Consider the following 22303-nt stretch of genomic DNA (forward strand, 5'->3'; position numbering starts at 1 on the left):
AGTCATTCAGCCCGTTCAAACGCAAAAAAATTACCGCCATCCTGAAGGGATCAATGTCAGGCGGGCGGTAATTATTCAGTGCTTGAAGAAAAGTCCTCAGCGTCGCAACGGCATCCCCAGATCGACCCGCAGGCCATCCGGTTGGCTGTCGAATTTCAGCGAGCAGGAGCAGCGCTGCACGATGGCCTGCACGATCGCCAGGCCCAAGCCACAACCCTCGCTGCTGCCATTGCGCCAGAAACGTTGGGTCAGGTATTGCAAGTCTTCGGCAGAAATCTGCTTGCCATGGTCGCGCACGCGAAATACCACGGTGTCGGCGCTGGTGAACACGCTCAGCTCAACGCGAGTGTCACCCGGCGTATGGCGCAGCGCGTTATCCAACAGGTTACGCAAGGCCGCTACCGCCAGGGCCACCGGCATTTCCACCGGCGCTTGCGTGAGGTTGTCCGCCAGGATCAGGTCGATGCGGCGGTTATCGCCGGCATTGGCATCCTGAATCGCCAGCCGCGCCACTTGTTCGGCGCTTGATTGCAAGCCATCGTCAAACGACAAGCTGCCCTCGACCCGCGCCAGCAGCAGCAATTGCTCCAGGGTGCGATGCAAGCGGTCGGCGCCCTCTTCGGCGTGGGCCAGGGACTGGTCGCGGGCGGCGCCGTCGGTCATGCGGGCCACTTGCAGGTGGGTCTTGATCGCCGTCAACGGGCTGCGCAGTTCGTGGGCGGCATCGCCGGTGAGTCGGCGCTCGCGCTCGATGGTCTTGGCAATGCGCTGCAACAGTTGGTTCTGGGTGTCGAGCAGCGGCTTCAACTCGCTGGGCAGTGGGTGAATCTGCAGCGGTTCGAGGGAGTCGGCACTGCGGCGCATCAGGGCATCGCGCATGCGGTTAAGTGGCAACAGGCTTTGCCCGATGCCCAGCCACAACAGGCACAGGCAGCCCAGCAGGGCTACGCCCACCGGCACCGAGGCCGCCAGCAGGATCGACAGGTTCAGCGCCTCACGCTCCACCTGGCGGTCAGCGGTGGTGATCAGCAGGTCACCACGGGACAACGTGAAGCTGCGCCAGCCCACACCGTCGATAATCTGGTCGCGAAAGCCACTTTTGCGCGACTCCAGGCCTTCATCCGGGGTCATGTGGCTGCGCGCCAGGATTTCCCCGCGCAGGGAGCTGACCTGGCAGGCCATGCCGCCTGGCACGTTCAGTTGTTCAGTGCGCAAATGCGTAGGCGCGCCGCTCACACTGGCCAGGCCCGGCATCTGCTCGGTCAGCCCGGCCACCATGCGCGCCGATGCCACCAGACGCTGGTCGAGGGAAAACATCATCTGGTTGCGCAGATCGTTGAGCATCCAGGCGGCTGCCAGAATCCAGATCAGCACAAAAGCGGCGCCCAACTTGAACGTCAGGCGCAGGCGCAAACTCATCACGACGCGTCCTCTCCCCCATCCGCCGTGCCCAGGCGATAACCCAGGCCGCGCACGGTTTCAACGATGCCGTTGCCCAATTTGCGCCGCAGGTGGTGGATGTGCACGTTGAGAGCGTTGCTTTCCAGTTCGTCGTTGAAGCCGTAGACGCTGTCTTTAAGCTGTTCGCTGGACAGCACACGGCCCTTGTTATGCAACAGGGCTTGCAACAAGGCTTGCTCGCGGCGCGACAGGTCGACCGGCTGGCCAGCCAGGAAGGTTTCGCGGCTGCTGGGGTCGTAGGCCAGTTGGCCATGTTCGATCAGGTTGACCCGGCGCCCCGCCACGCGGCGCAACAGGGTTTGCAGGCGTGCGGCAAGTTCACGCAGGTCGAAGGGTTTGAGCAGGTAGTCGTCGGCACCGGCTTGCAGGCCGTCGACACGGTTGGTGACTGAATCGCGCGCGGTAAGGATCAGCACCGGGATTTCCAGGCCCTGGCTGCGCTGTTGTTGCAACAACTTGAGGCCGTCTTCATCGGGCAGGCCAAGGTCGAGCACCATGATGTCGAACGTGGCGGCCTTGAGCATCGCGCGTGCAGCGGCGGCCGAGGCCACGCGCTCGACGGTAAAACCCTGGGCGCCAAGCCCGGCCACGATGCCGCTGGCGATCAGTTCGTCGTCTTCACAGACCAGTACGTGCATGGTTAACCCTTCATGAAAGATGGGGGAATTAAAGGTTGGGCGGATTAAGCGCCGATTATGCCGTGAAAACCGGCAGGCTCAGTTTAGAATAGCGCCCGGTTAATCATCGGTTAATCAACGCCACACATTGTGTGCCTAACTTGCATCAAACTAAGGCTTGACCATGCGGTATCTGTTTACCTTTCTGCTGGTGTTATTCGCAGGGCTCGCCCAGGCCGCGCCGGGCAATCCATTCGAGAGCAAACCCGACTTCCTGCCGGTGGGCAAAGCGTTCACCTTTACCTCCGAGCGTCTTGAAAGCGGCGAAACCCAGCTGTTTTGGCAGATTGCCGATGGTTATTACCTTTATCAGCAACGCATGAAGTTCGACGGGCTGGCGGAAAAACCCGTGCTGCCGCAAGGCGAAGCCCACAGCGATGAATTCTTCGGCGAACAGCAAGTGTACCGCCAGGGCCTGGAAGTGAAGGTCCCGGCGGGCGCCACCGGCCAGCTCAAGCTCGGCTGGCAGGGCTGCGCCGATGCCGGCCTGTGCTACCCGCCGCAATCGATCACTGTAGACCTGGGCGGCAACCCGGCTGTTGCGGCGACCGCACAAGCCCAGGACCAAAGCCTGGCCAGCGGCCTGCAACAGCGCAGCCTGGGTTGGAGCCTGCTGGTGTTCTTCGGCCTGGGCCTGCTGCTGGCATTTGCCCCGTGCTCGCTGCCGATGCTGCCGATCCTCGCGGGTTTGGTGGTCGGCAGCGGCGCCAGCCCCCGCCGTGGCTTTGCCCTGGCCAGCAGCTATGTGGTGTGCATGGCGCTGGTGTATGCGGCGCTCGGCGTACTGGCCGCGCTGCTGGGCGGCAACCTTGCCGCCCTCCTGCAAACGCCGTGGATCCTTGGCAGCTTCGCCGCGCTGTTTGTGATCCTGGCCCTACCGATGTTCGGCTTCTTTGAACTGCAACTGCCGACCTTCCTGCGTGATCGCCTGGACAACGTCAGCCGCCAGCAAAGCGGTGGCAGCCTGGTCGGCGCCGGTATTCTCGGTGCGCTGTCCGGCCTGTTGGTCGGCCCGTGCATGACCGCGCCACTGGCGGGTGCCCTGCTGTATATCGCCCAGAGCGGCAACGCGCTGCACGGCGGCCTGATCCTGTTCGCCATGGGCATCGGCATCGGTATTCCGCTGTTGCTGCTGGTGACCGTAGGCAACCGTTTCCTGCCCAAGCCGGGCACCTGGATGAACGTGCTCAAGGGCATCTTCGGCTTCCTGTTCCTCGGCACTGCCGTGCTGATGATCCGCCCGGTGGTCGGCGAAAGCCTGTGGCTCGGCCTGTGGGGCGCCTTGGCGCTGGTGATGGCCTACTGCGGCTGGACACTTGCCCGCGAATACGGGCTGGCGGCCAAGGTATTCGGCGCCGGCTCGCTGGTGCTGGGCCTGTGGGGCGCGCTGCTGGTAGTGGGCGCGGCCGGTGGCAGTGACGACCTGTGGCAACCGTTGAAGGTTTACAGCGGCTCCAAGGTTGGCGCTGCACCCAGCGCCCACGATGCGTTCATGACCATCAACGACCCAGCCGTGCTGCAAAGCCAGCTCGACAGCGCCAAGGCCCAGGGCCAGTGGGTGCTGGTGGACTACTACGCCGACTGGTGCGTGTCATGCAAGATCATGGAAAAACAAGTTTTCGGCCAACCCCAGGTGATGGACGCGCTTAAAGACGTGCGCCTGTTGCGCCTGGACGTCACCGCCGACAACGCCGCCAGCCGCGAGCTGCTCGGGCGCTACAAGGTGCCGGGGCCACCGAGCTTCGTGTGGATCGGCCCGGACGGTGAAGAACGTCGCGCCCAACGCATCACCGGCGAAGTGGATGCCGCCGCCTTCCTGCAACGCTGGACGCAAACCCGAGACGCGCGCTGATGCTGACCCTGACCATCGGTACGTTCGCCATCGCCCTGAATCACATCCTGCTGATCAGCGCGCTGATTCTCGCCACGCTGGTGGGTTGGCGCGTGGCCAAGCGTGGCGGTGAAAACCCCGAATCGGTGCTGTTCAGCCTGTTTTTGCTGGGCATGCTGGTGGCACGCTTAAGCTTTGTACTGATGTACTGGAGCGACTACAGCCACGACCCATTGCAGATAGTCGACCTGCGCGACGGCGGCTTCCTGCCCTGGCCCGGCGTGATTGCACTGGTGCTGGGCGCCGTGTTCTACGGCTGGCGCCGTCCGGCCATGCGCACACCGCTGAGTGCCGGGGTAGTCACGGGCCTGGTGTTCTGGGGCCTGACCAGTGTGTCCCTGAGCCTCTACGACAAGGGCGCACAATTGCCGGACATTACCTTGCGCAACGCCAATGGCGACGTGGTGCAACTGGCCGACTACAAAGGCGGGCCGCTGGTGATCAACCTCTGGGCCACCTGGTGCCCGCCGTGCCGCCGTGAAATGCCGGTGCTGGAGCGTGCGCAACACCAACGCCCGGACGTGACCTTCCTGTTCGTCAACCAGGCCGAAAGCATGCAAAGCGTCAGCACCTTTCTCGCCACCCAGGGCCTGACCCTCGACAACGTGCTGTTTGATGCGAGTGGCCGCCTTGGCCAGGCCGTGGGTTCGATGGCCTTGCCGACAACCCTGTTCTACCAAGCCGATGGGCGCCTGATCAACAGCCACCTGGGCGAGTTGTCCCAGGCCAGCCTGGCCCGTGCCATGGAACCCTTCGACACTGCCCCTGCTGCCACAAGGAAACCGACATGCCAAGACTCCGCCACCTGCTGACCCTGCTGCCGCTGACGCTTGCGGCCACACTGGCCCAGGCCGAAGACTGGCCGGCGCCGATCAAACAGATCGAAGCCAAGGGTGCCAAGATCCTCGGCAAGTTCGACGCGCCCAGCGGCCTCACCGGCTACGCCGCGCAATACCAGAACCGTGGCATGGCGCTGTACCTGACCGCGGACGGCAAAAGTGTGCTGGCCGGCAACCTGTACGACGCCCAAGGCAATGACCTGAGCAACGCGCCACTGGAGAAACTGGTGTACGCGCCGATGGCCAAGGAAGTCTGGGCCAAGATGGAACACAGCAACTGGATCCAGGACGGCGACAAAAACGCGCCGCGCACCGTCTACCTGTTCAGTGACCCCAACTGCCCGTACTGCAACATGTTCTGGGAACAGGCACGCCCGTGGGTCAAGGCCGGCAAGGTGCAATTGCGCCACATCATGGTCGGCATCATTCGCGAAGACAGCCCAGGCAAATCCGCCGCGCTGCTGGCCGCCAAAGACCCGCAAAAAGCCCTGGAAGAACACGAAGCCGCCGGCAAGGGCAGCAAATTGCAGGCATTGGACAAGATTCCGGCGGATATCGAAGCCAAGCTCGATGCCAACATGAAGTTGATGGAAGAGCTGGAACTGTCGGCAACGCCAGCGATTTTCTATCTGGATGACAAGGGTGGCTTGCAGCAACAGCAAGGCGCGCCGTCGCCGGACAAGCTGGTGAAGATTCTCGGCCCTAAATAGCCCATCAGATCGCTCCCTACGCTCTGCGTGGGAATGCCTCAGGTGACGCTCTGCGTCACGCTTTGGGACGCAGAGCGTCCTGGGCTGCATTCCCACGCAGAGCGTGGGAACGATCAGTGACGCAGAGCGTGGGAACGATCAGTCTGGATGACAAGGGTGGCTTGCAGCAACAGCAAGGCGCGCCGTCGCCGGATAAGCTGGTGAAGATTCTCGGCCCTAAATAGCCCATCAGATCGTTCCCTACGCTCTGCGTGGGAATGCCTCAGGTGACGCTCTGCGTCACGCTTTGGGACGCAGAGCGTCCTGGGCTGCATTCACACGCAGAGCGTGGGAACGATCAGTTACAAACCCTCCAGCTCCGCCATCAGATCACTCAACCGATCGACCTTCTCTGCACTGATCTCATTGGCCGCCAGGCCGTCGATATACTCGGCCAACTCCGCCACCGTGCTGCATTCGAACATCGCCCGCAGCGGCACATCCCGTTGCAGGGTTTTCTGCACCCGCGAAGCAATCTGCGTGGCCAGCAATGAATGCCCCCCCAGCTCGAAGAAGTTGTCCTGCACGCCTACCCTTTCGACCTTCAACACCTCAGCCCAAATCGCTGCCAGGGTAGCTTCCAGTTCGTTGCGTGGCGCCAGGTAATCCTGACTGTGCAACTGGCCAATCTCCAGGGCCGGCAGAGCGTTGCGGTCCAGCTTGCCGTTGGCGTTCAGCGGCAGGCGGTCAAGCCATAACCAGTGCAGCGGCACCATGTATTCCGGCAGCTCCGCGCGCAGGCGTTGCTTGATGCGGTCCAGGCGCTCGCCTGGATTCAGCGCTGCATCCGTCGCCACCAGGTAACCCACCAAATGCTTGCCGTTGACGCCTTCCTGCACACCCACCGCCGCATCCCGCACATCCGGCTGCTCATGCAGGCGCGCTTCGATTTCACCCAGTTCGATGCGGTAACCACGAATCTTCACCTGATGGTCGATACGCCCGACATATTCCAGCACACCATCACTGCGCCGACGCGCCAGGTCGCCGGTGCGGTATAGCCGCTCGCCCGGCGCGCCGAACGGGTTCGGCACAAACACCTGGGCGGTGCGCAATGGGTCGCTGACATAACCACGCCCTACGCCCCTGCCTGCCACACACAACTCGCCCACCGCACCTTGCGGCACCAGCGCCAGCGCACCATCAAGCAGGTACAAGCGGTTGTTGTCGGTTGGCGTGCCAATCGGCAGGTACGTGCCACGGGTCGACGCCAGGTCAACGCGGAAGAACGCCACATCATCCGAGCACTCCGCCGGGCCATAAGCGTTGACCAAGCCGATCTCGGGGTAACGCAGCAACCACTGGTGCGCCAGCTCCGGCGGCATGGCTTCACCCGTCGGCAGCATCCAGCGCAAGTCGTCCAGGCTCATGCGTTCTTGAGCGAGCATGCCCTGGATCAGCGACGGCACGCTCTCCAGCACGGTAATACCTTGGGCCTGCACGTGCGCCAACAAACCCTGCGGGTCATGGGCGATGGTGTTCGGCACAATATCCACCCGCGCGCCAAACAGCGGCGCGGTGAGGAACTGCCACACAGAAATATCGAAACTCTGCGAAGCGGTCTGCGCGATCACATCTGTCTCGCTCAGTTGCAGATACGGCACCTTGCTCAACTGGTTATTGAGCATGCCGCGCTGTTCCACCATCACACCTTTGGGCAAACCCGTGGAGCCGGAGGTGTAGATCACATAGGCGAGGTTATCCGGCGCGCTGTAGATGCCGGGGTTTTCGCCACGGCCGGGCACTTCTTCCCATACCAGCAACTGGCAGTCAGTGCCGTCCAGCAATTCAATCGCCTGCTCGCGGCACGCCTCGGTGCACACCAGCAACGGTGTGCGGCTCAGGTCGATGATGCGGTTCAGCCGCTGGCTTGGCAGGCCTGGGTCCAGCGGCAGGTAACCGGCACCGGCCTTGAAGCTGCCGATGATCATGCCGAGCAAATCCAGGTTACGCTCGGCCAGCAGCGCCACCGGCTGATCCAGCCCGACACCGGCCTCGATCAGCGCGTAGCCCAGGCCGTTGCTGCGGCGGTTCAATTCATCGTAGGTCCATTGCTGGTCGAGGCAACTGGCGGCGATGCGCTGCGGATGTTGCGCCACCTGCACTTCGAACAACTCGACATAGCTGCGTTCCAGCGGGTAGTCATGCTCACTCTGGTTACAGCCGTCGACCAGAAACGCCCGCTCCTGCTCGCCGATCAGCGGCAAGTCCGCCATGTCGCCATGGAAGCCCTGCACCAACGCCAGCAGCAGGCGCTTGAACTCGCCCAGCATGCCTTGCACGGTGGTTTCATCGAAATAGCGCTGGTCGTAGGACAGGTGCAAGCCGAGGTCATCGCCCGGATAACACACGGCCGTCAGCGGGAAGTTGGTGTGGGTGCGGCCGGAGTCCGAGGTGGCATTCAGGCTTTGCGCACGGTCCAGCACCGAGACTTCCACCGGTGCGTTTTCAAACACGAACAGGCTGTCGAACAGCGGCTGGCCTTTAGGCAATTCGCTGTGTTCCTGGATAGTCACCAGCGGCAGGTATTCGTATTCGCGCAGTTGCATATTGCTGTCGAGCAAGCCGCTCAGCCACTGACGCACACTGCAAGTCTGGTCGTCTTCCGGCAGTTTTACCCGCAGCGCGATGCTGTTGATGAACAGGCCGACAGTGCGTTGCATCTCGGGCATCTCCACCGGCCGCCCGGCGACGGTGACGCCAAACAGCACATCACGATCACCGCTCAAACGCCGCAGCACCAAGGCCCACGCCGCTTGAGCGAAGGTGTTGACGGTGAGTTGATGGGCCTGGGCCAATTCGCGCAATTGCGCACCGTCGCGGGCATCCAGGCGGGTGTAGCAATCGCCTACCACCATGCCGCCGCTGTGGCCTGCGTGTTCACGCAGGAATGGCCGGTCGCTCGGGATCGGCGTGGTGCGCTCGAACCCTTGCAGGTTCTGTTGCCACCACTGGCGCGCTTCATTGAGGTTCTGGCGTTGCAGCCAGGCGATGTAATCGCGGTAGCGCGGCGGCGTGGCCAATTGTGTATCGCGGCCCTCGCCCAAGGCCATGTAGATGTCGAAGAAATCATTCATCAGCAACGAGCGGCACCAGGCATCGATCAGGATGTGGTGGTTGCTCATCATGAACCAGTAGCGCGCCTCGCCCACGCGGATCAGCCGCAGGTGGAACGGCGCCTGGTTGAGCAGATCAAAACCGGCCTCGCGCTCGGCCTTGAGCAAGGCTTGCAGGCGCGGCTCCTGCTCGGATTCGGGGTCATGGCTCCAATCCAGATACTCAATCGGCGTGCTGCCCGGCTTGTGGATCACCTGCAGCATGTCCTCGCCGACGTTCCAGCAGAACGACGCACGCAAGGCTTCATGCCGGGCGATCACCGCCTGCCAGGCCTGGGCGAAACGCTCGGGGTAGAGGGCGCTGTTGATGCGGTAGCGGTCCTGCATGTAGTAGAGGCCGGTGCCCGGCTCCAGCAAGGTGTGCAGCAGCAGGCCTTCCTGCATTGGCGTCAGCGGGTAGACGTCTTCGATGACGTTGGCCGGCACCGGCAGGCTGTCGAGCTGCGATTGAGTCAGGTGCGCCAACGGGAAGTCGGACGGCGTAAGGCCACCCGCCTCGTCGTTGAGGCAATGCGCGATCAGGCTTTGCAGCTCGCTCAAGTACCCATCCGCCAGTTCACGGATGGTCTGTGGGTCATGGCGCTCACGGCTGAAGGTCCAGCGCAGCAGCAACTCACCGCCGTACACCTGGCTGTCGACACTCAGCTCGTTGGGCAGCGGCGCATCCGTGTCGTGGGCCAGGCCCGCCGATTCATCCAGCGGGTGGAACAGTGCATCGGCGCCGAAGCTCTGGTCGAACTGGCCGAGGTAGTTGAAGGTGATCTGCGCCGTTGGCAATGCGGCCATGGCCTGTTTGCACTGATCGTCCGCCAGGTAACGCAGCACGCCATAACCCAGGCCTTTGTGCGGCACGCCGCGCAGTTGTTCCTTGATGGCCTTGATCGAGTCGCCCTGCCCGGCTTGCGGTGTCAGGCGCAACGGGTAAGCACTGGTGAACCAGCCGACGCTGCGGGTCAGGTCGATTTCATCGAACAGGGTTTCACGGCCATGGCCTTCCAGTTGAATCAAGGTCGAGGCGTGCCCCGTCCAGCGGCACAGCACGCGGGCCAACGCCGTCAGCAGCAGGTCGTTGACTTGGGTGCGATACGCGCTCGGCGCTTGTTGCAGCAACTGCCGCGTGTGTTCGACACCCAGGCGCACGCTGACGGTTTCAGCCTCGCGGTTGCGCAGTGAACCCTGTGGACGCTCCACCGGCAACGCCACTGCCGGACCGGCCAGTTGCTCTTGCCACAGGCTCAATTCTTCGCGCAGGGACTCGCTACCGGCATAAGCGCGCAAGCGCGCAGCCCAATCGCGCAATGCGCTGGTCTTGGCCGGCAGGCTGACGGACTGGCCGTCGCTCAACTGGCGGTAAACCGTTTGCAGGTCCTCCAGCAGTACGCGCCACGACACGCCGTCTACCACCAGGTGATGAATCACGATCAGCAGGCGTTGCTGGCCTTGCGGGCCGTCCACCAGCAAGGCGCGCAACAGCGGGCCATGCTCAAGGTCGAGGCTGCGTTGGGTGTCAGTGAACAGCTCAGTGCAGGCCTGCATATCGCGCACTTGCGCCTGCATCAGCACACCGCCTTGGGGCACGGCCAGGTGCTCGGCATGCCAGTGTGCGTCGCGCGTGGAGAAGCTCAGGCGCAAGGCGTCGTGATGCTCCAGCACCGCCAGCAGTGCTTGCTCCAGGCGATGGGGCTCCAGCAATTGCAGCGGCTTGAGCAGCAATGCCTGGTTCCAGTGCTGACGGTTGGGGATCTCGGTATCAAAGAACCAATGCTGGATCGGCGTCAGGCCCGAGCTGCCGGTGAGCAGCCCCTGCTCGGCTGTCACTTGCTCGGAGCGCGTAGCCACGGCGGCCAGGGTTTGCACGGTCTGGTGCTGGAACAAATCCCGTGGGCTGAAATGAATCCCGGCCTGCCGCGCACGGCTGACCACCTGGATCGACAGGATCGAGTCACCGCCCAATTCAAAGAAGTTATCGTCCAGGCCGACTTGCTGCACGTTCAATACCGCGCACCAAATGGCCGCCAGGTTTTGCTCCAGCTCATTGCGTGGCGCCACATAGGTTTGGCGATTGGCCGCAGGATCCGGCTGCGGCAAGGCGCGGCGGTCGAGCTTGCCGTTGGCGGTCAGCGGCATGCTGTCGAGCACGATCAGGTGCGCGGGCACCATGTAGTCCGGCAGTTGCGCCTTGAGGTGCGCCTTGAGTGCATCACGCAAGGTGGCAGGGTCGGCGTCGCTGACCAGATACGCCGCCAGCTGTTTACCACTGGGTGAATCCAGCGCCAGCACCACTGCTTCGCGCACGGCTGCGTGCTCCAGCAAGCGCGTTTCGATTTCACCCAGCTCGATGCGGAAACCGCGAATCTTCACTTGATGGTCGATACGGCCCAGGTACTCCACCAACCCATCGGCGCGTTGGCGCACCAGGTCGCCGGTGCGGTACAAACGGCCGCCATCGGCAGCAAACGGATCAGCGACAAACCGCTCGGCCGTCATGCCAGGACGTTCGTGATAACCCTGGGCCAGACCGGCGCCGCCCACATACAACTCACCCGTCGCGCCTTGGGGCACCAGCGCCAGATCGGCGTCGAGAATGTAGGCCACGCGAGCGCCGATGATGCTGCCGATCGGCACGCTGGCGGCGCCTTCTTCCAACACGTGCGGCGCCAGGCTGGCCAGCGGCATCACCACGGTTTCGGTCGGGCCATAGGCGTTGAAAAATAGCTCGGGCTGGAACGCCGCACGAATCCGCTGCAAGTGTTCGCCGGTCAGCGCCTCGCCGCCGGTGATGCACATGCGCACCGGCAAAGTCTGTTGCCGGGTCGCCAGCCATTGCGCCAATTGGCTGCCGTAGCTTGGCGTGAAGCCGAGGATAGTGATGCCATGGGCGCGGATCAGCGCGCAGATTTCTTCGGCATCCCATTGGCCTTGGGCGCGCAACACCACCTGCGCACCGCTGAGCAGCGGCACCAGTAGACGCTCGGTGGCGGCGTCGAAGTTGATGGAGTAGAAGTGCAGCTCGCAATCATCCGCGCGCATGCCAAAGCGCTCGATCACCGCCTGGCAATGCATGGCGATTTCACCGTGGGACACCACCACGCCCTTCGGCTTGCCCGTGGAGCCGGAGGTGTAGATCAGGTACGCCTGATGTTGCGGCAGGCTGATAAAGGGCGGCTCGGCGGCAGGGTAATTGGCCAACACCGGCAAGTCATCTTCCAGGCACCAGCACGCGACCGTCGCCGGCAATTCGCCAAGGGCTTCGAACATCGCCGCATCACTGAGCAGCAGGCCGATGCCACTGTCTTCGATCATGTAGTGCAGGCGGTCGAGCGGGTATTCCGGGTCCAGCGGCACATAAGCGCCGCCGGCCTTGAGGATCGCCAGCAGGCCGATGACCATTTCCAGCGAGCGCGGCAGCGCCAGGCCGACCCGCACCTGCGGGCCAACGCCGCGCTCACGCAGCATCCACGCCAGGCGGTTGGCGCGTTCATCCAGTTCGCGATAACTGAGCGTGACCCCGGCAAAGGTCAACGCCGCTGCATCGGGGCGCGCCAATGCTTGTTGGCTGAACAGCGGGTGAATGCACTGATCCAGTCGGTGTTCACCCGCCTCGATACCCAGGCTGCTCTGTAAGGCGCGCTGCTCAGTGGCGGTCAGCAAGGGCAACTCGCTCAGACGCTGTTGCGGGTTGGCGATCAACGCTTCCAACAGGTTTTGCCAATGTGCGGCCATCCGCGCAATACGCGGCTGGTCGAACAAGTCGGTGCTGTAGGTCAGGCAGCAACCCAGCCGATGGTCGAGGTCGGTGACTTCCAGGTTGAGGTCGAACTTGGTCGCCCGCGCATCGTTGACCAGGTATTCGACGGTCATGCCCGCCAGTTGGCGGCTCTGCTGGAACTCCCAGCGCTGCACGTTGCACATCACCTGGAACAGCGGGTTATACGCCGCGCTGCGCGGTGGCTGCAGGGCTTCCACCAGATGATCGAATGGCAGGTCCTGGTGCGACTGGCCTTCGATCACGGTATGGCGCACCTGCTCGAACAACTCGGCCACATTCATCTGCCCATTGAGCTGGCAACGCAGCACCTGGGTGTTGAGGAATGCGCCGATCAGCCCTTCGCTTTCCGGGCGAATGCGGTTGGCCACTGGCGCGCCGATGCGCAGGTCGGTCTGGCCGCTGTAGCGGTAGAGCAGCACCGCCAGGGTGGCGGTCATGGTCATGAACAACGTCAGGCCACGTTCGGCGTTAAAGGCGCGCACGCGAGCGGCCAAGTCATCGCTCAGGTCAAAGCGGTACAGCTCGCCCTGATGGCTTTGCACCGGCGGCCGTGGGCGGTCGGCGGGCAGTTCGAGCAAAGGATGCTCATGGCCCAGTTGCGCAGTCCAGTAGTCCAGTTGGCGTTGGCGCTCGCCAGCCTCCAGCCACTGGCGCTGCCACACGCTGTAGTCGAGGTATTGCACCGCCAGCGGCGCCAGCGGCGAGTCGCGTTCGTCGATAAACGCCTCGTACAGCGCGCCGAGCTCACGGGCGAAGATGTCCATGGCCCAGCCTTCGGTGACGATATGGTGCAGGGTCAGCACGAAGTAGTGCTCTTGCTCGCCGGCCTTGACCACGCAGGCCCGCAACAGCGGCCCGGTTTCCAGGTTGAACGGCGTGTGAGCTTCCTGATCGGCGAAATCTTGCAGGCGCTGCTGACGCTCGGTTTCATTGAGCGCGGAGAAATCCTGCCAGCCCATGCGCATGCCGGTTTGCGGCGAAACCTTTTGGTACGCCACGCCATCGACGCTCGGGAAGGTGGTGCGCAGGGTTTCGTGACGCATGATCAAGGCTTGCAACGCCGCCTCAAAACGCCCCACATCCAGCACGCCGCGCAGACGCGCCATGCCGCCGACGTTGTAGGCCGGGCTGTTGGGTTCCATCTGCCAGAGGAACCACATGCGCTGCTGGGAATAGGACAGCGGCACCGGCGCGCTGCGGTCGACCCGGGCGATAGCGGTTTGCTGATTGCGTTGGCCCGAAGCCTGGATCGCGCCCACTTGCTCGGCAAACGCACCCAGCTCGCTGGCTTCGAACAAGCTGCGCAACGGCAACTCGACGTCGCAGGCCTGGCGGGTGCGGGAGATGATTTGCGTGGCCAGCAACGAGTGGCCGCCGAGGGCAAAAAAGTCGTCGCGCAGGCCGATACGTGGCAAGCCCAGCACTTCGCGCCAGATCGCGGCAATCTGCTGCTGCAACGGCGTTGCAGGCTCGATGTGCTCGCGGGTTTGCCACACAGGCTCTGGTAATGCGCGGCGGTCGAGTTTGCCGCTGGGGCTCAGGGGCATGGCGTCCAGACGCATCAGCAAGGTGGGCACCATGTACTCCGGCAGCTCGGCGGCCAGGGCGGTTTTTACCTCCTGCTCGGTAAGCTTCGCAGGCGCGGTGTAGTAACCGATCAACTGCGCATCACGCACCAGCACCACGGCTTGGGCGATGCCGTCCAGCGCCAGCATCCGTGCTTCGATTTCTTCCGGCTCCACACGGAACCCACGCAGCTTGACCTGTTGATCAAGGCGGCCGAGGTATTCGAGTACACCCTCGGCGCTCCAACGCACACGGTCACCGGTGCGGTACAGGCGTGTGCCGGGTGCGCCCAACGGGTCAGCCACAAAACGCTCGGCGGTCAGCCCGGCGCGGCCAAGATAGCCGCGCGCCAGGCCGATGCCGCCGATGCACAGTTCGCCCGGCACACCGGCCGGTAATGGGTTGAGTTGCTCATCCAGCACGCGGCAGATCACATTGCCCAGCGGCCGGCCGATGGGCGAGCGTTCGCCATCCGCAACCTGGCAATGCCAGTGGGTCACGTTGATCGCGGTTTCAGTCGGGCCGTACCGGTTGTGCAGTTGCACCGCCGGCAGCTGCGCCAATACGCGGTTACGCAGCTCGGCAGGCAAGGCTTCACCGCCGGAGAACAGACGCCGCAGGCTGGTGCACTCAGTCACCAACGGCTCATCGATAAACAGCTGCAGCAGCGGCGGCACAAAGTGCAGCGTGGTCACGCCGTGTTCCTGTACCAGCTGCGCAATGCGGTGCGGATCGCGATGTTCGCCAGGGCCGGCCAGCACCAGGCGGCAGCCGCTGATCAGTGGCCAGAAGCACTCCCACACCGATACGTCAAAGCTGATCGGCGCCTTTTGCATCAGCACATCGGTGTCGTTGAGTTGATAGGTGGCCTGCATCCACTGCAAGCGCTCGGCCAGGGCCGCATGGGTATTGCCCACGCCTTTGGGCTGGCCGGTGGAGCCGGAGGTGTAGATGACGTAGGCGAGGTTGTCGCCATTCAAGTGCAGGCCCGGCGCCTGGGTCGGCCAGCTGTCCAGGTGCAAGCTGTCCATGGCGATCACGCACACGCCTTCGGTGGCCGGCAGCAGTTCAAGCAGTGAGGTTTGGCTCAGCAGCAGGTGCACGCCGCTGTCCTTGAGCATGTAGGCCAGGCGGTCGGCGGGGTAATCCGGATCGAGCGGCACATAGGCGCCACCGGCCTTGATGATTGCCAGCAGACCGATCAGCAATTGCGGCGAACGCTCGGCGGCGATGGCCACGCACACATCCGGGCCGACGCCCTTGTCACGCAGGTAGTGGGCCAGGCGGTTGGCCTGGGTGTGCAGTTGGGCGAAGGTCAGGCTGCCGCCTTGCCAGACCAGTGCGGTGTTGTCAGAGATCTGTTGGCTGAGCAGCTCGGGCAGCCACTGCCGGGCCGGGGCACACGGGGCTTCGCTCCATGGCTGCTGCTCGTCTGTGTGCATCAGCTTGAGGTCGCCGATGGCGTGCTCCGGCTGCTCGCACACCGCGTGCAGCAGGTTGATGAAGTGCTCGGCGAGGCGCTGGATGGTCGCGCTGTCGAACAGCTCATCGGCGTAGTCGAACGCCAGGCTCAAACGCCCGTTGCGGTCTTCTTCAGTGTGCAGTTGCAGGTCGAACTTGGCTTCGCGACTGTGCCATGGCAGCTCATCGGCAAGCATGCCCGGCAAGCGGCGCAAGGCGCTCAAGTCGCGCTGCTGGTGGTTGAACATAACCTGGAACAGGCCTTGTTCGCGGGCCTGGGGGAAGGCTTCCAGCAATTGTTCGAAGGGCAGGTCCTGGTGAGCCTGGGCGCCCAGCGCAGCCTGGCGCGTGGCAGCCAACAGCTGATTGAATGGCAGGCGCCCGTCCAGCTCAACGCGCAACACCAAGGTGTTGATGAAGAAGCCAATCAGGCCTTGGGTTTCCTGGCGTGGGCGGTTGGCGTTGGGCACGCCGATGCGAATATCGCGCTGGCCGCTGTAGCGGTAGAGCAGGCTCTGGAACGCCGCCAGCAACAGCATGAACGGTGTGGACTCATGGGCTTGAGCGGCCTGGCGAATGGCTTCGCTGAGCGCTGCGTTCAAGCGCACGCTATGGCGCGAGGCACTGTGGGTGTGCTGCGCAGAGCGTGGATGGTCGGTGGCCAGGCTCAGGGCCGGGTGCTCATCACCCAGTTGCGCCTGCCAATAGGCCAATTGCCGCGGGCCTTCGCCTTCGGCCAGCCATTGACGCTGCCAACTGCCGTAGTCGGCGTATTGCAGGGCCAGTGGCGGCAGTTCCAGGGTTCGGCCTTGGGTTGCGGCGGCATACAAACGCGAGAATTCGTCGATCAGAATGTTCAGCGACCAACCGTCGGCGATGATGTGATGCAAGGTCACCAGCAGTTGGTGATCTTCATCGTCCAGGCGCACCAGCGTCACCCACAGCAACGGGCCTTTTTCCAGGTCGAACTGGGTGCGCGCTTCGTCTTCACGGATCTGCTGCGCGCGGGCTTCGCGTTCGGCGCTTGGCAGGTCGCTGAGGTCGATCACTTGCAGCTCGAAACCGGTGTTGGCCTCGACGCGCTGGAAGGCTTGGCCATCGCGTTCATAGAAGCGCGTGCGCAGGGCTTCGTGGCGCTGGATCAACTGCTGGAAGCTCGTGCGCACGGCATCTTCGTCCAGCTCGCCGCGCAACCGCAGGGCGCCGGGGATGGTGTAGGCGCTGCTGTGCGGGTCCAGTTGCCAGGTGATCCACAGGCGGTTCTGTGCCAGTGATTGCGGCAAGTCTGCCTGGCGTGACAAGGCCTGGATCGCGCCTTGGGCAATGCCGCCGTCTTGCTGCAATTGCGCCACATTGGCGGCGAACGCCGAAAGCGTCGGCGCCTCGAACAGCAGGCGCAGGTTCAACTCCAGGCCCAGGCTTTCACGCAGGCGCGCGACCACCTGGGTGGCGGTGATGGAGTTGCCGCCGAGCAGGAAGAAGTGGTCATCGGCCGCCACGGTTGCGACCTGCAACTGCTCGCACCAGATCGCTGCAATCTGTTTTTGCAGCTCGGATTCAAGCAGCGCATCACTGGCCTGGGCTTGCAGACTCGGGAACTGCGCATAGCTGTCGAGGCTGCCATCGGCATAACGAAGCGCGCACGCCGAACGCTGCACCTTGCCGCTGGAGGTCTTGGGCAAGCCACCGGGGTTGAGCAACACCACCACGCTCGGGGCTTCTTGATAGGCCTCGGCCACCGCCTGGCGAATCGCCTTGATCAAGGCCTCCGGCGGCAGGATTTTCTGCACGCTGCGGCTGATTTCTGCGGCGATACCGATGCCTTCCAGGCCTTGGTGATTCACGGCAAACGCCGCTACCCGACCCTTGCGCACCACTTCGACTTCGCGCTCGACGGTCTGCTCGATGTCCTGCGGATACAGGTTGTGGCCGCGCACGATCAGCAGGTCTTTGAGGCGACCGGTGATGTACACCTCGCCGTCGCGGATAAAGCCCAGGTCGCCGGTGCGCAGCCAGGTGCGCCCCGCGTGTTGTACAAAGGTTTTGGCGCTGGCCTCGGGGTTGCGCCAGTAGCCGTGGGCGATGCTGGGGCCGGCGGCCCAGAGTTCGCCGACACGGTTGTCGGGCAATTCGGTGAGGGTGTGCGGATCGGCGATCAGCACCGCGTGTTCCGGCTGGCTCGTGCCGCAACTCATGATCGCGCTGCCCTGCCCCGGTTCAGCGCGGTTGGCGGCCAGCGCCTGTTCATCCACACGCAACGCGGGGATGCCTTGACCACGGGTGCCACCGGCGACAAACAACGTCGCCTCGGCCAGCCCGTAGGAGGCGAAGAAATTATTCGAGGTGAAACCACAAACGGCAAACTTCTCGGCGAAACGTTCCAGGGTGTCGAGGCGGATCGGCTCGGAGCCCGAATACGCCACGCGCCATTTGCTCAAGTCCAGGCGTTCCAGCGCGGTTTCACTGACCCGCTCGCTGCACAGGCGATAGGTGAAATCCGGCCCGCCACTGATGGTGCCTCCGTATTCGCTGATCGCTTCCAGCCAGCGCAATGGGCGGCCGAGGAAGTACGCCGGCGACATCAACACACAGGGCACGCCACTGAAGATCGGTTGCAGCAAGCCGCCGATCAGGCCCATGTCGTGGTACAGCGGCAGCCAGCTGACGATTACATCATCCGGGTGCAGATCAATGCCGAAGCCGCGACGGATCAGCACTTCGTTGGCCACCAGGTTGCCGTGGCTGACTTGCACGCCCTTGGGTAGCGCGGTGGAGCCGGAGGTGTATTGCAGGAAGGCGATGTCGTCCGCTTGCAGTTCGGGTTCAACCCAATTGCCGGCGGTCTGCAGGGTATCGACGCTCAATACCGGCGGCGCGTTCTCGATCTGCGCCAGGCCGTCGGCGAGGCTGGCGATGGTCAGCAGCAGGCGCGGCTCGGCATCGCTGATGATCGACAGCAGCCGCTCCTGATGATGGCGCTTGGTCGACTCCGGCGGATAGGCCGGCACCGCGATGACCCCGGCGTACAGGCAACCAAAGAACGCCGCGACGTAATCCGGGCCGCTGGGGAACAACAGCACCGCACGGTCGCCCAATGCCGCATTGGCCTGCAAGGCGGCGGCGATGGTGCGGGCGCGCTGGTCTAGGTCGCGGTAACTGAGCACAACGCTGTCTGCGGCGGATTCGGCAAGGAAGCGCAGGGCCACCTGGTCCGGGGTCTGCGCGGCGCGGTGTTGAAGGGACTGGACCAGGGTGCGGGGAAGTTCGAAGGCGTCCATCATGGGGTTCCTGCCTGAAATCGGCTTACGGGAAAATCGGGAATTAGGGCCGTGCTAAACGGCAGCCAGTTGGCGCGCCGCATCATTGCGCCAGCGGGCCAGGTGCTCGTCGGCATAGCGACGCAGGCAGCGCAGCACCGCGCTTTCGTGCTGCACGAGGAAGAAGTGGTGGCCGTCGAACATATCCAGGGAGAAGCCGCTGGCGGCATCCAGTTGCCAGTCGAGCAACTGGTCGGCGCGCACACTGTCCTGCTTGCCGCCAAACACATGGATCGGCATGCCCAGTGGCGCGCGCTCGCCATAGATGAAGCTGCCGCACAACAGGAAGTCGGCGCGCAGAATCGGCAGCATCAACTGCATCAATTCCGGGTTGGCCAGCGCCTCTTCGGCGGTGCCCTGCAGTTCGCGCAGGCGGGCGATCAGTTGTTCATCGGTCTTTTCGATGGCGTATTCGCTCACATCGCGGCGCGCCGGGCCGGCGGTACCGGAAGCAAATAACGCCAGCGGCGCAGGCAGATTGCGTGCTTTCAATGCATGCGCCAGTTCAAATGCCAGCAGGCCGCCCAGGCTGTGGCCGAACAAGGCATAGGGGATGCCCAGGTCACGACCGATCTCGTCGGCAAGCTGCGCGGCCAAGGTTTTGATATCGCGCTGCAACGGCTCATTCATGCGCATGCCGCGACCCGGCAATTCCAGCGGGCACACCTGCAACCAGTCAGGCAGAGCCCGGCGCCAGCGTGCATAGACCATCGCGCTGGCCCCCGAATAGGGCAGGCAGAACAGGCGCAATCGCGTGGAAACGCTCATTGATCGCGGTCTCCAAACTGAAAAACGCTGCCTGCACGATAAAAACCCATTTCGCCCTCCTGCGGGTGCTGATCCTTGGCCGTTGGCTAACGGGCCTGTCACCCAGAAGAACGGACGGCCCGGGCAAATAATTAGTCGCCGGGAGCGAGGGAGGCGTAGTTCACAGCGAACAAGAAAGCATAAGATTAGTTCGTCTTCTCATTTGACAATCATTATCATTAAGCATAATTTGTTGCCCGATGTGTAGGAGGCCTCAGCAAGGACGCCCTCCCCTAACTCTTTCGCGACAAGGTGATTTCCATGACGGAACAAGTATCCACAGGCAGGTGCGACTCACCCCTTTTGCAGGCATTCGTCGACAATCGACTTATTTTGGTGAAGATCGCCGCCCGGATTACCGGTTGCCGCTCGCGCGCCGAAGACGTCGTGCAGGACGCCTACTTTCGGCTGCAATCAGCGCCGACCATCACCTCGTCGTTCAAGGCTCAATTGAGTTATCTGTTCCAGATCGTGCGCAACCTGGCGATCGACCACTACCGCAAGCAGGCCCTGGAGCTCAAATATTCGGGGACGGAAGAGGAAGGCTTGAATGTGGTCATTCACGGCGCTTCACCGGAAACTTCGCATATCAACTTCAACACCCTGGAAAACATCGCTGACGCCCTGACGGAGTTGCCCCAGCGCACCCGCTATGCGTTCGAGATGTACCGCCTGCACGGCGTGCCGCAAAAGGACATCGCCAAGGAGCTGGGCGTTTCCCCAACCCTGGTGAACTTCATGATTCGCGATGCGCTGGTGCATTGCCGCAAGGTGTCGGGCAGCCATAGCGATACGTTTGCGCGCAGGGTGTGAAGCTGTAGAGATATGTGGCGAGCAGGCTTGCCCTGCGCTGGGGCGCGAAGCGGCCCTAAAACCGGACACTCGGTCCTAATTGGAAGAGCGCGGTGGCCTTACTGGGGCCGCTTCGCAGCCCAACGCAGGGCAAGCCTGCTCGCCACAACAAGCCTGCTCGCCACAGCAAGCCTGCTTGCCACAACAAGCCAGGTGACCACAACAGGCCTGCTCAACGCAGATAATCAGGGCACCGGCCTCACATCAATGCGATACGGCTCGAAGATCTTCAACATCTCCCCGCTCTCACGCAGGTGCTTGAGCAGCTCGGCGAACGCCGCGCCGGTGATCGGCGCTTTGGGCCGTACCAGCGCGTAGTGGTGATACACCTGGTCAATCCGCTCCGAGACCAGGAACTGCCCGGCCATGTCCGCATTACGCACCATGAAGTCGCTCAGGTACGAACGCGTGACCAGCGCAATATCGGCACGCCCGCGCGCCACCATCAGCAGGTTGCTGTCATGGGAGTAGGTCAATGTGGCGTTGAAGTGTTCGGCCATGTTCTTGGGGTCGGGGTTGAAACCGGCAAAGGCGTAGTGATAACCGCTGAACACTGCAAGGCGCTTACCGGCGAGGTCGGTGAAATAGCTTTGGTCGCGGCCGGGCTTACGTTGGGCGACGAAGATTTCTGCATCTTCCAACCCCATGTCGACACTGGTGTGGGAAATATCCTGCCAACCCCAGTCGGGGTTTTCGAAGATGGCCATGTCGACCCGACCTTGCTCGAAATCACGAAAGCGCCGTGGAATCGACGTCGGCACCAACACAAACTGGTAGTCGGTTTGCGCAGCGTTCAGGGCTTCGACCAGTTGCGGCAACAAACCGGTATCGGCGCCCTGCTCGGGCCGAACGGTGTAGGGCGGGAAGTGCGCGGCGCCGATCCTGACCAATTGCGCGGCCGACGCCGGCAGCCACCACGCGGTGCCCAGTGCCCATATAGTCAGTCCTGCAGCCAGCCGCCATGGCGAAAACATTGAGGCACACACCGTTTAACACTCTGATGGCAATAAGCTAGGCGTTTTTGTCAGGGGAGACAACTTTCCGTCGGCAAATTAATAGCTTGCGCCTCAATCAGCTTTAAGCACCATCAACAGCGCCTCCTCGGCCAACTGCTCGAGGGTCAGGCTGCCTTCGGCGCGAAACCAGGTGGTGGTCCAGGACAAGGCGCCGGTCAGGAAGCGTCGAGTGATAAACACATCGCCCCTGATGTAACCCGCCGTCTTGGCCTCGCCCAGCACCTGCAGCCAGATGTCCTCATACACATCGCGCAGCGCCAGCACCTGAGCCTGGCCTTCAGCCGACAGCGAACGCCATTCATAGACCAGCACTGCCATCGCCTCGCCACTGCCGCCCATGATCGACTGCAACTCGCAGCGGATCAGCGCCAGCACGCGCTCACGCACGTTGCTGGCCTCTTCAAGTGATGCGCGCATCATCGCGGTGTTGTAGTGGATGGTTTCCTCCATCACGGCACGCAGGATCTCGTCCTTGCTCTTGAAGTGATGAAAGATACTGCCGGACTGAATACCCACGGCACTCGCTAGGTCACGCACGGTCGTGCGCTCGAAACCCTTGTTGCGAAACAGGTGAGCCGCGATTTGCAGCAACTTGCCCCGGGCACTGCCGGGGTCGGTCAACTGGCCGCCGTCGACCATGGTGCGCATCACCCGCAGGGCTTTTTGCTCATCCATGCTGCTCTCCTTCATCTCTACTGACGTCTTGGGCGGCAATTTAGGCCGTGGCCGCCAGCCAAGCAAGCGCTTGGGCAAAACTTATATCAACCGTTTACAAACCAAGC

Annotated in this window: 10 protein-coding genes and 1 pseudogene; 5 read left to right on the forward strand and 6 right to left on the reverse strand. The window is 63.1% G+C overall.

Annotation, left to right across the window (positions count from 1 at the left end):
• Positions 1 to 96 precede the first annotated feature (96 nt).
• Positions 97 to 1419, reverse strand: a complete 1323-nt coding sequence (locus tag HU759_RS21385) for an ATP-binding protein (protein WP_017134988.1) — start codon at positions 1417 to 1419, stop codon at positions 97 to 99.
• Positions 1419 to 2099 (reverse strand): response regulator transcription factor, encoded by a 681-nt coding sequence (locus tag HU759_RS21390; RefSeq protein WP_017134987.1) that lies wholly within the window; start codon positions 2097 to 2099, stop codon positions 1419 to 1421. Before HU759_RS21390 ends, HU759_RS21385 begins: the two co-directional genes overlap by 1 nt.
• 163 nt (positions 2100 to 2262) lie before the next feature.
• Here HU759_RS21390 and dsbD point away from each other — a divergent pair, with 163 nt between their 5' ends.
• The 4 genes and pseudogenes from dsbD to HU759_RS21410 form a co-directional block, all read left to right on the forward strand.
• The gene (gene dsbD, locus HU759_RS21395; RefSeq protein ID WP_186617140.1) at positions 2263 to 3990 is read left to right on the forward strand and encodes a protein-disulfide reductase DsbD; all 1728 of its coding nucleotides are present in this window, start codon (positions 2263 to 2265) and stop codon (positions 3988 to 3990) included.
• Complete coding sequence (locus tag HU759_RS21400; protein ID WP_017134985.1) at positions 3990 to 4841, forward strand: TlpA disulfide reductase family protein; 852 nt, start codon at positions 3990 to 3992, stop codon at positions 4839 to 4841. The genes dsbD and HU759_RS21400 overlap by 1 nt, the downstream gene beginning before the upstream one ends.
• A complete protein-coding gene (dsbG, locus tag HU759_RS21405) occupies positions 4817 to 5578 on the forward strand; it encodes a thiol:disulfide interchange protein DsbG (protein WP_017134984.1) in 762 nt (253 codons plus the stop codon). Before HU759_RS21400 ends, dsbG begins: the two co-directional genes overlap by 25 nt.
• Before the next feature lie 143 nt (positions 5579 to 5721).
• A pseudogene (locus tag HU759_RS21410) lies at positions 5722 to 5802 on the forward strand (thiol:disulfide interchange protein DsbG); the annotation flags it as partial.
• A gap of 117 nt (positions 5803 to 5919) precedes the next feature.
• On the opposite strand, the gene HU759_RS21415 reads toward HU759_RS21410, so the two are convergent.
• Both HU759_RS21415 and HU759_RS21420 read right to left on the reverse strand, forming a co-directional pair.
• The gene (locus tag HU759_RS21415; RefSeq protein WP_186617142.1) at positions 5920 to 18810 is read right to left on the reverse strand and encodes a non-ribosomal peptide synthetase; all 12891 of its coding nucleotides are present in this window, start codon (positions 18808 to 18810) and stop codon (positions 5920 to 5922) included.
• 51 nt (positions 18811 to 18861) lie between these two features.
• The gene (locus HU759_RS21420; RefSeq protein ID WP_186617145.1) at positions 18862 to 19614 is read right to left on the reverse strand and encodes a thioesterase; all 753 of its coding nucleotides are present in this window, start codon (positions 19612 to 19614) and stop codon (positions 18862 to 18864) included.
• A gap of 300 nt (positions 19615 to 19914) precedes the next feature.
• Here HU759_RS21420 and HU759_RS21425 point away from each other — a divergent pair, with 300 nt between their 5' ends.
• Positions 19915 to 20466: an RNA polymerase factor sigma-70 gene (locus tag HU759_RS21425; protein ID WP_005789991.1), complete on the forward strand. Its 552-nt coding sequence runs from the start codon at positions 19915 to 19917 to the stop codon at positions 20464 to 20466.
• A 224-nt stretch (positions 20467 to 20690) separates the two neighbouring features.
• Here the strand turns inward: HU759_RS21425 and HU759_RS21430 are convergent, their stop codons facing one another.
• Entirely contained in the window at positions 20691 to 21479 is a 789-nt protein-coding gene (locus HU759_RS21430) for a transporter substrate-binding domain-containing protein (protein WP_017134981.1), read from the reverse strand.
• Positions 21480 to 21572: 93 nt separating this feature from the next.
• Positions 21573 to 22196, reverse strand: coding sequence for a TetR/AcrR family transcriptional regulator (locus tag HU759_RS21435; protein ID WP_186617147.1), 624 nt, complete (start codon positions 22194 to 22196; stop codon positions 21573 to 21575).
• Positions 22197 to 22303 lie beyond the last annotated feature (107 nt).

The sequence above is a fragment of the Pseudomonas sp. OE 28.3 genome (assembly GCF_014268205.2).
GTDB lineage: Bacteria > Pseudomonadota > Gammaproteobacteria > Pseudomonadales > Pseudomonadaceae > Aquipseudomonas > Aquipseudomonas edaphica.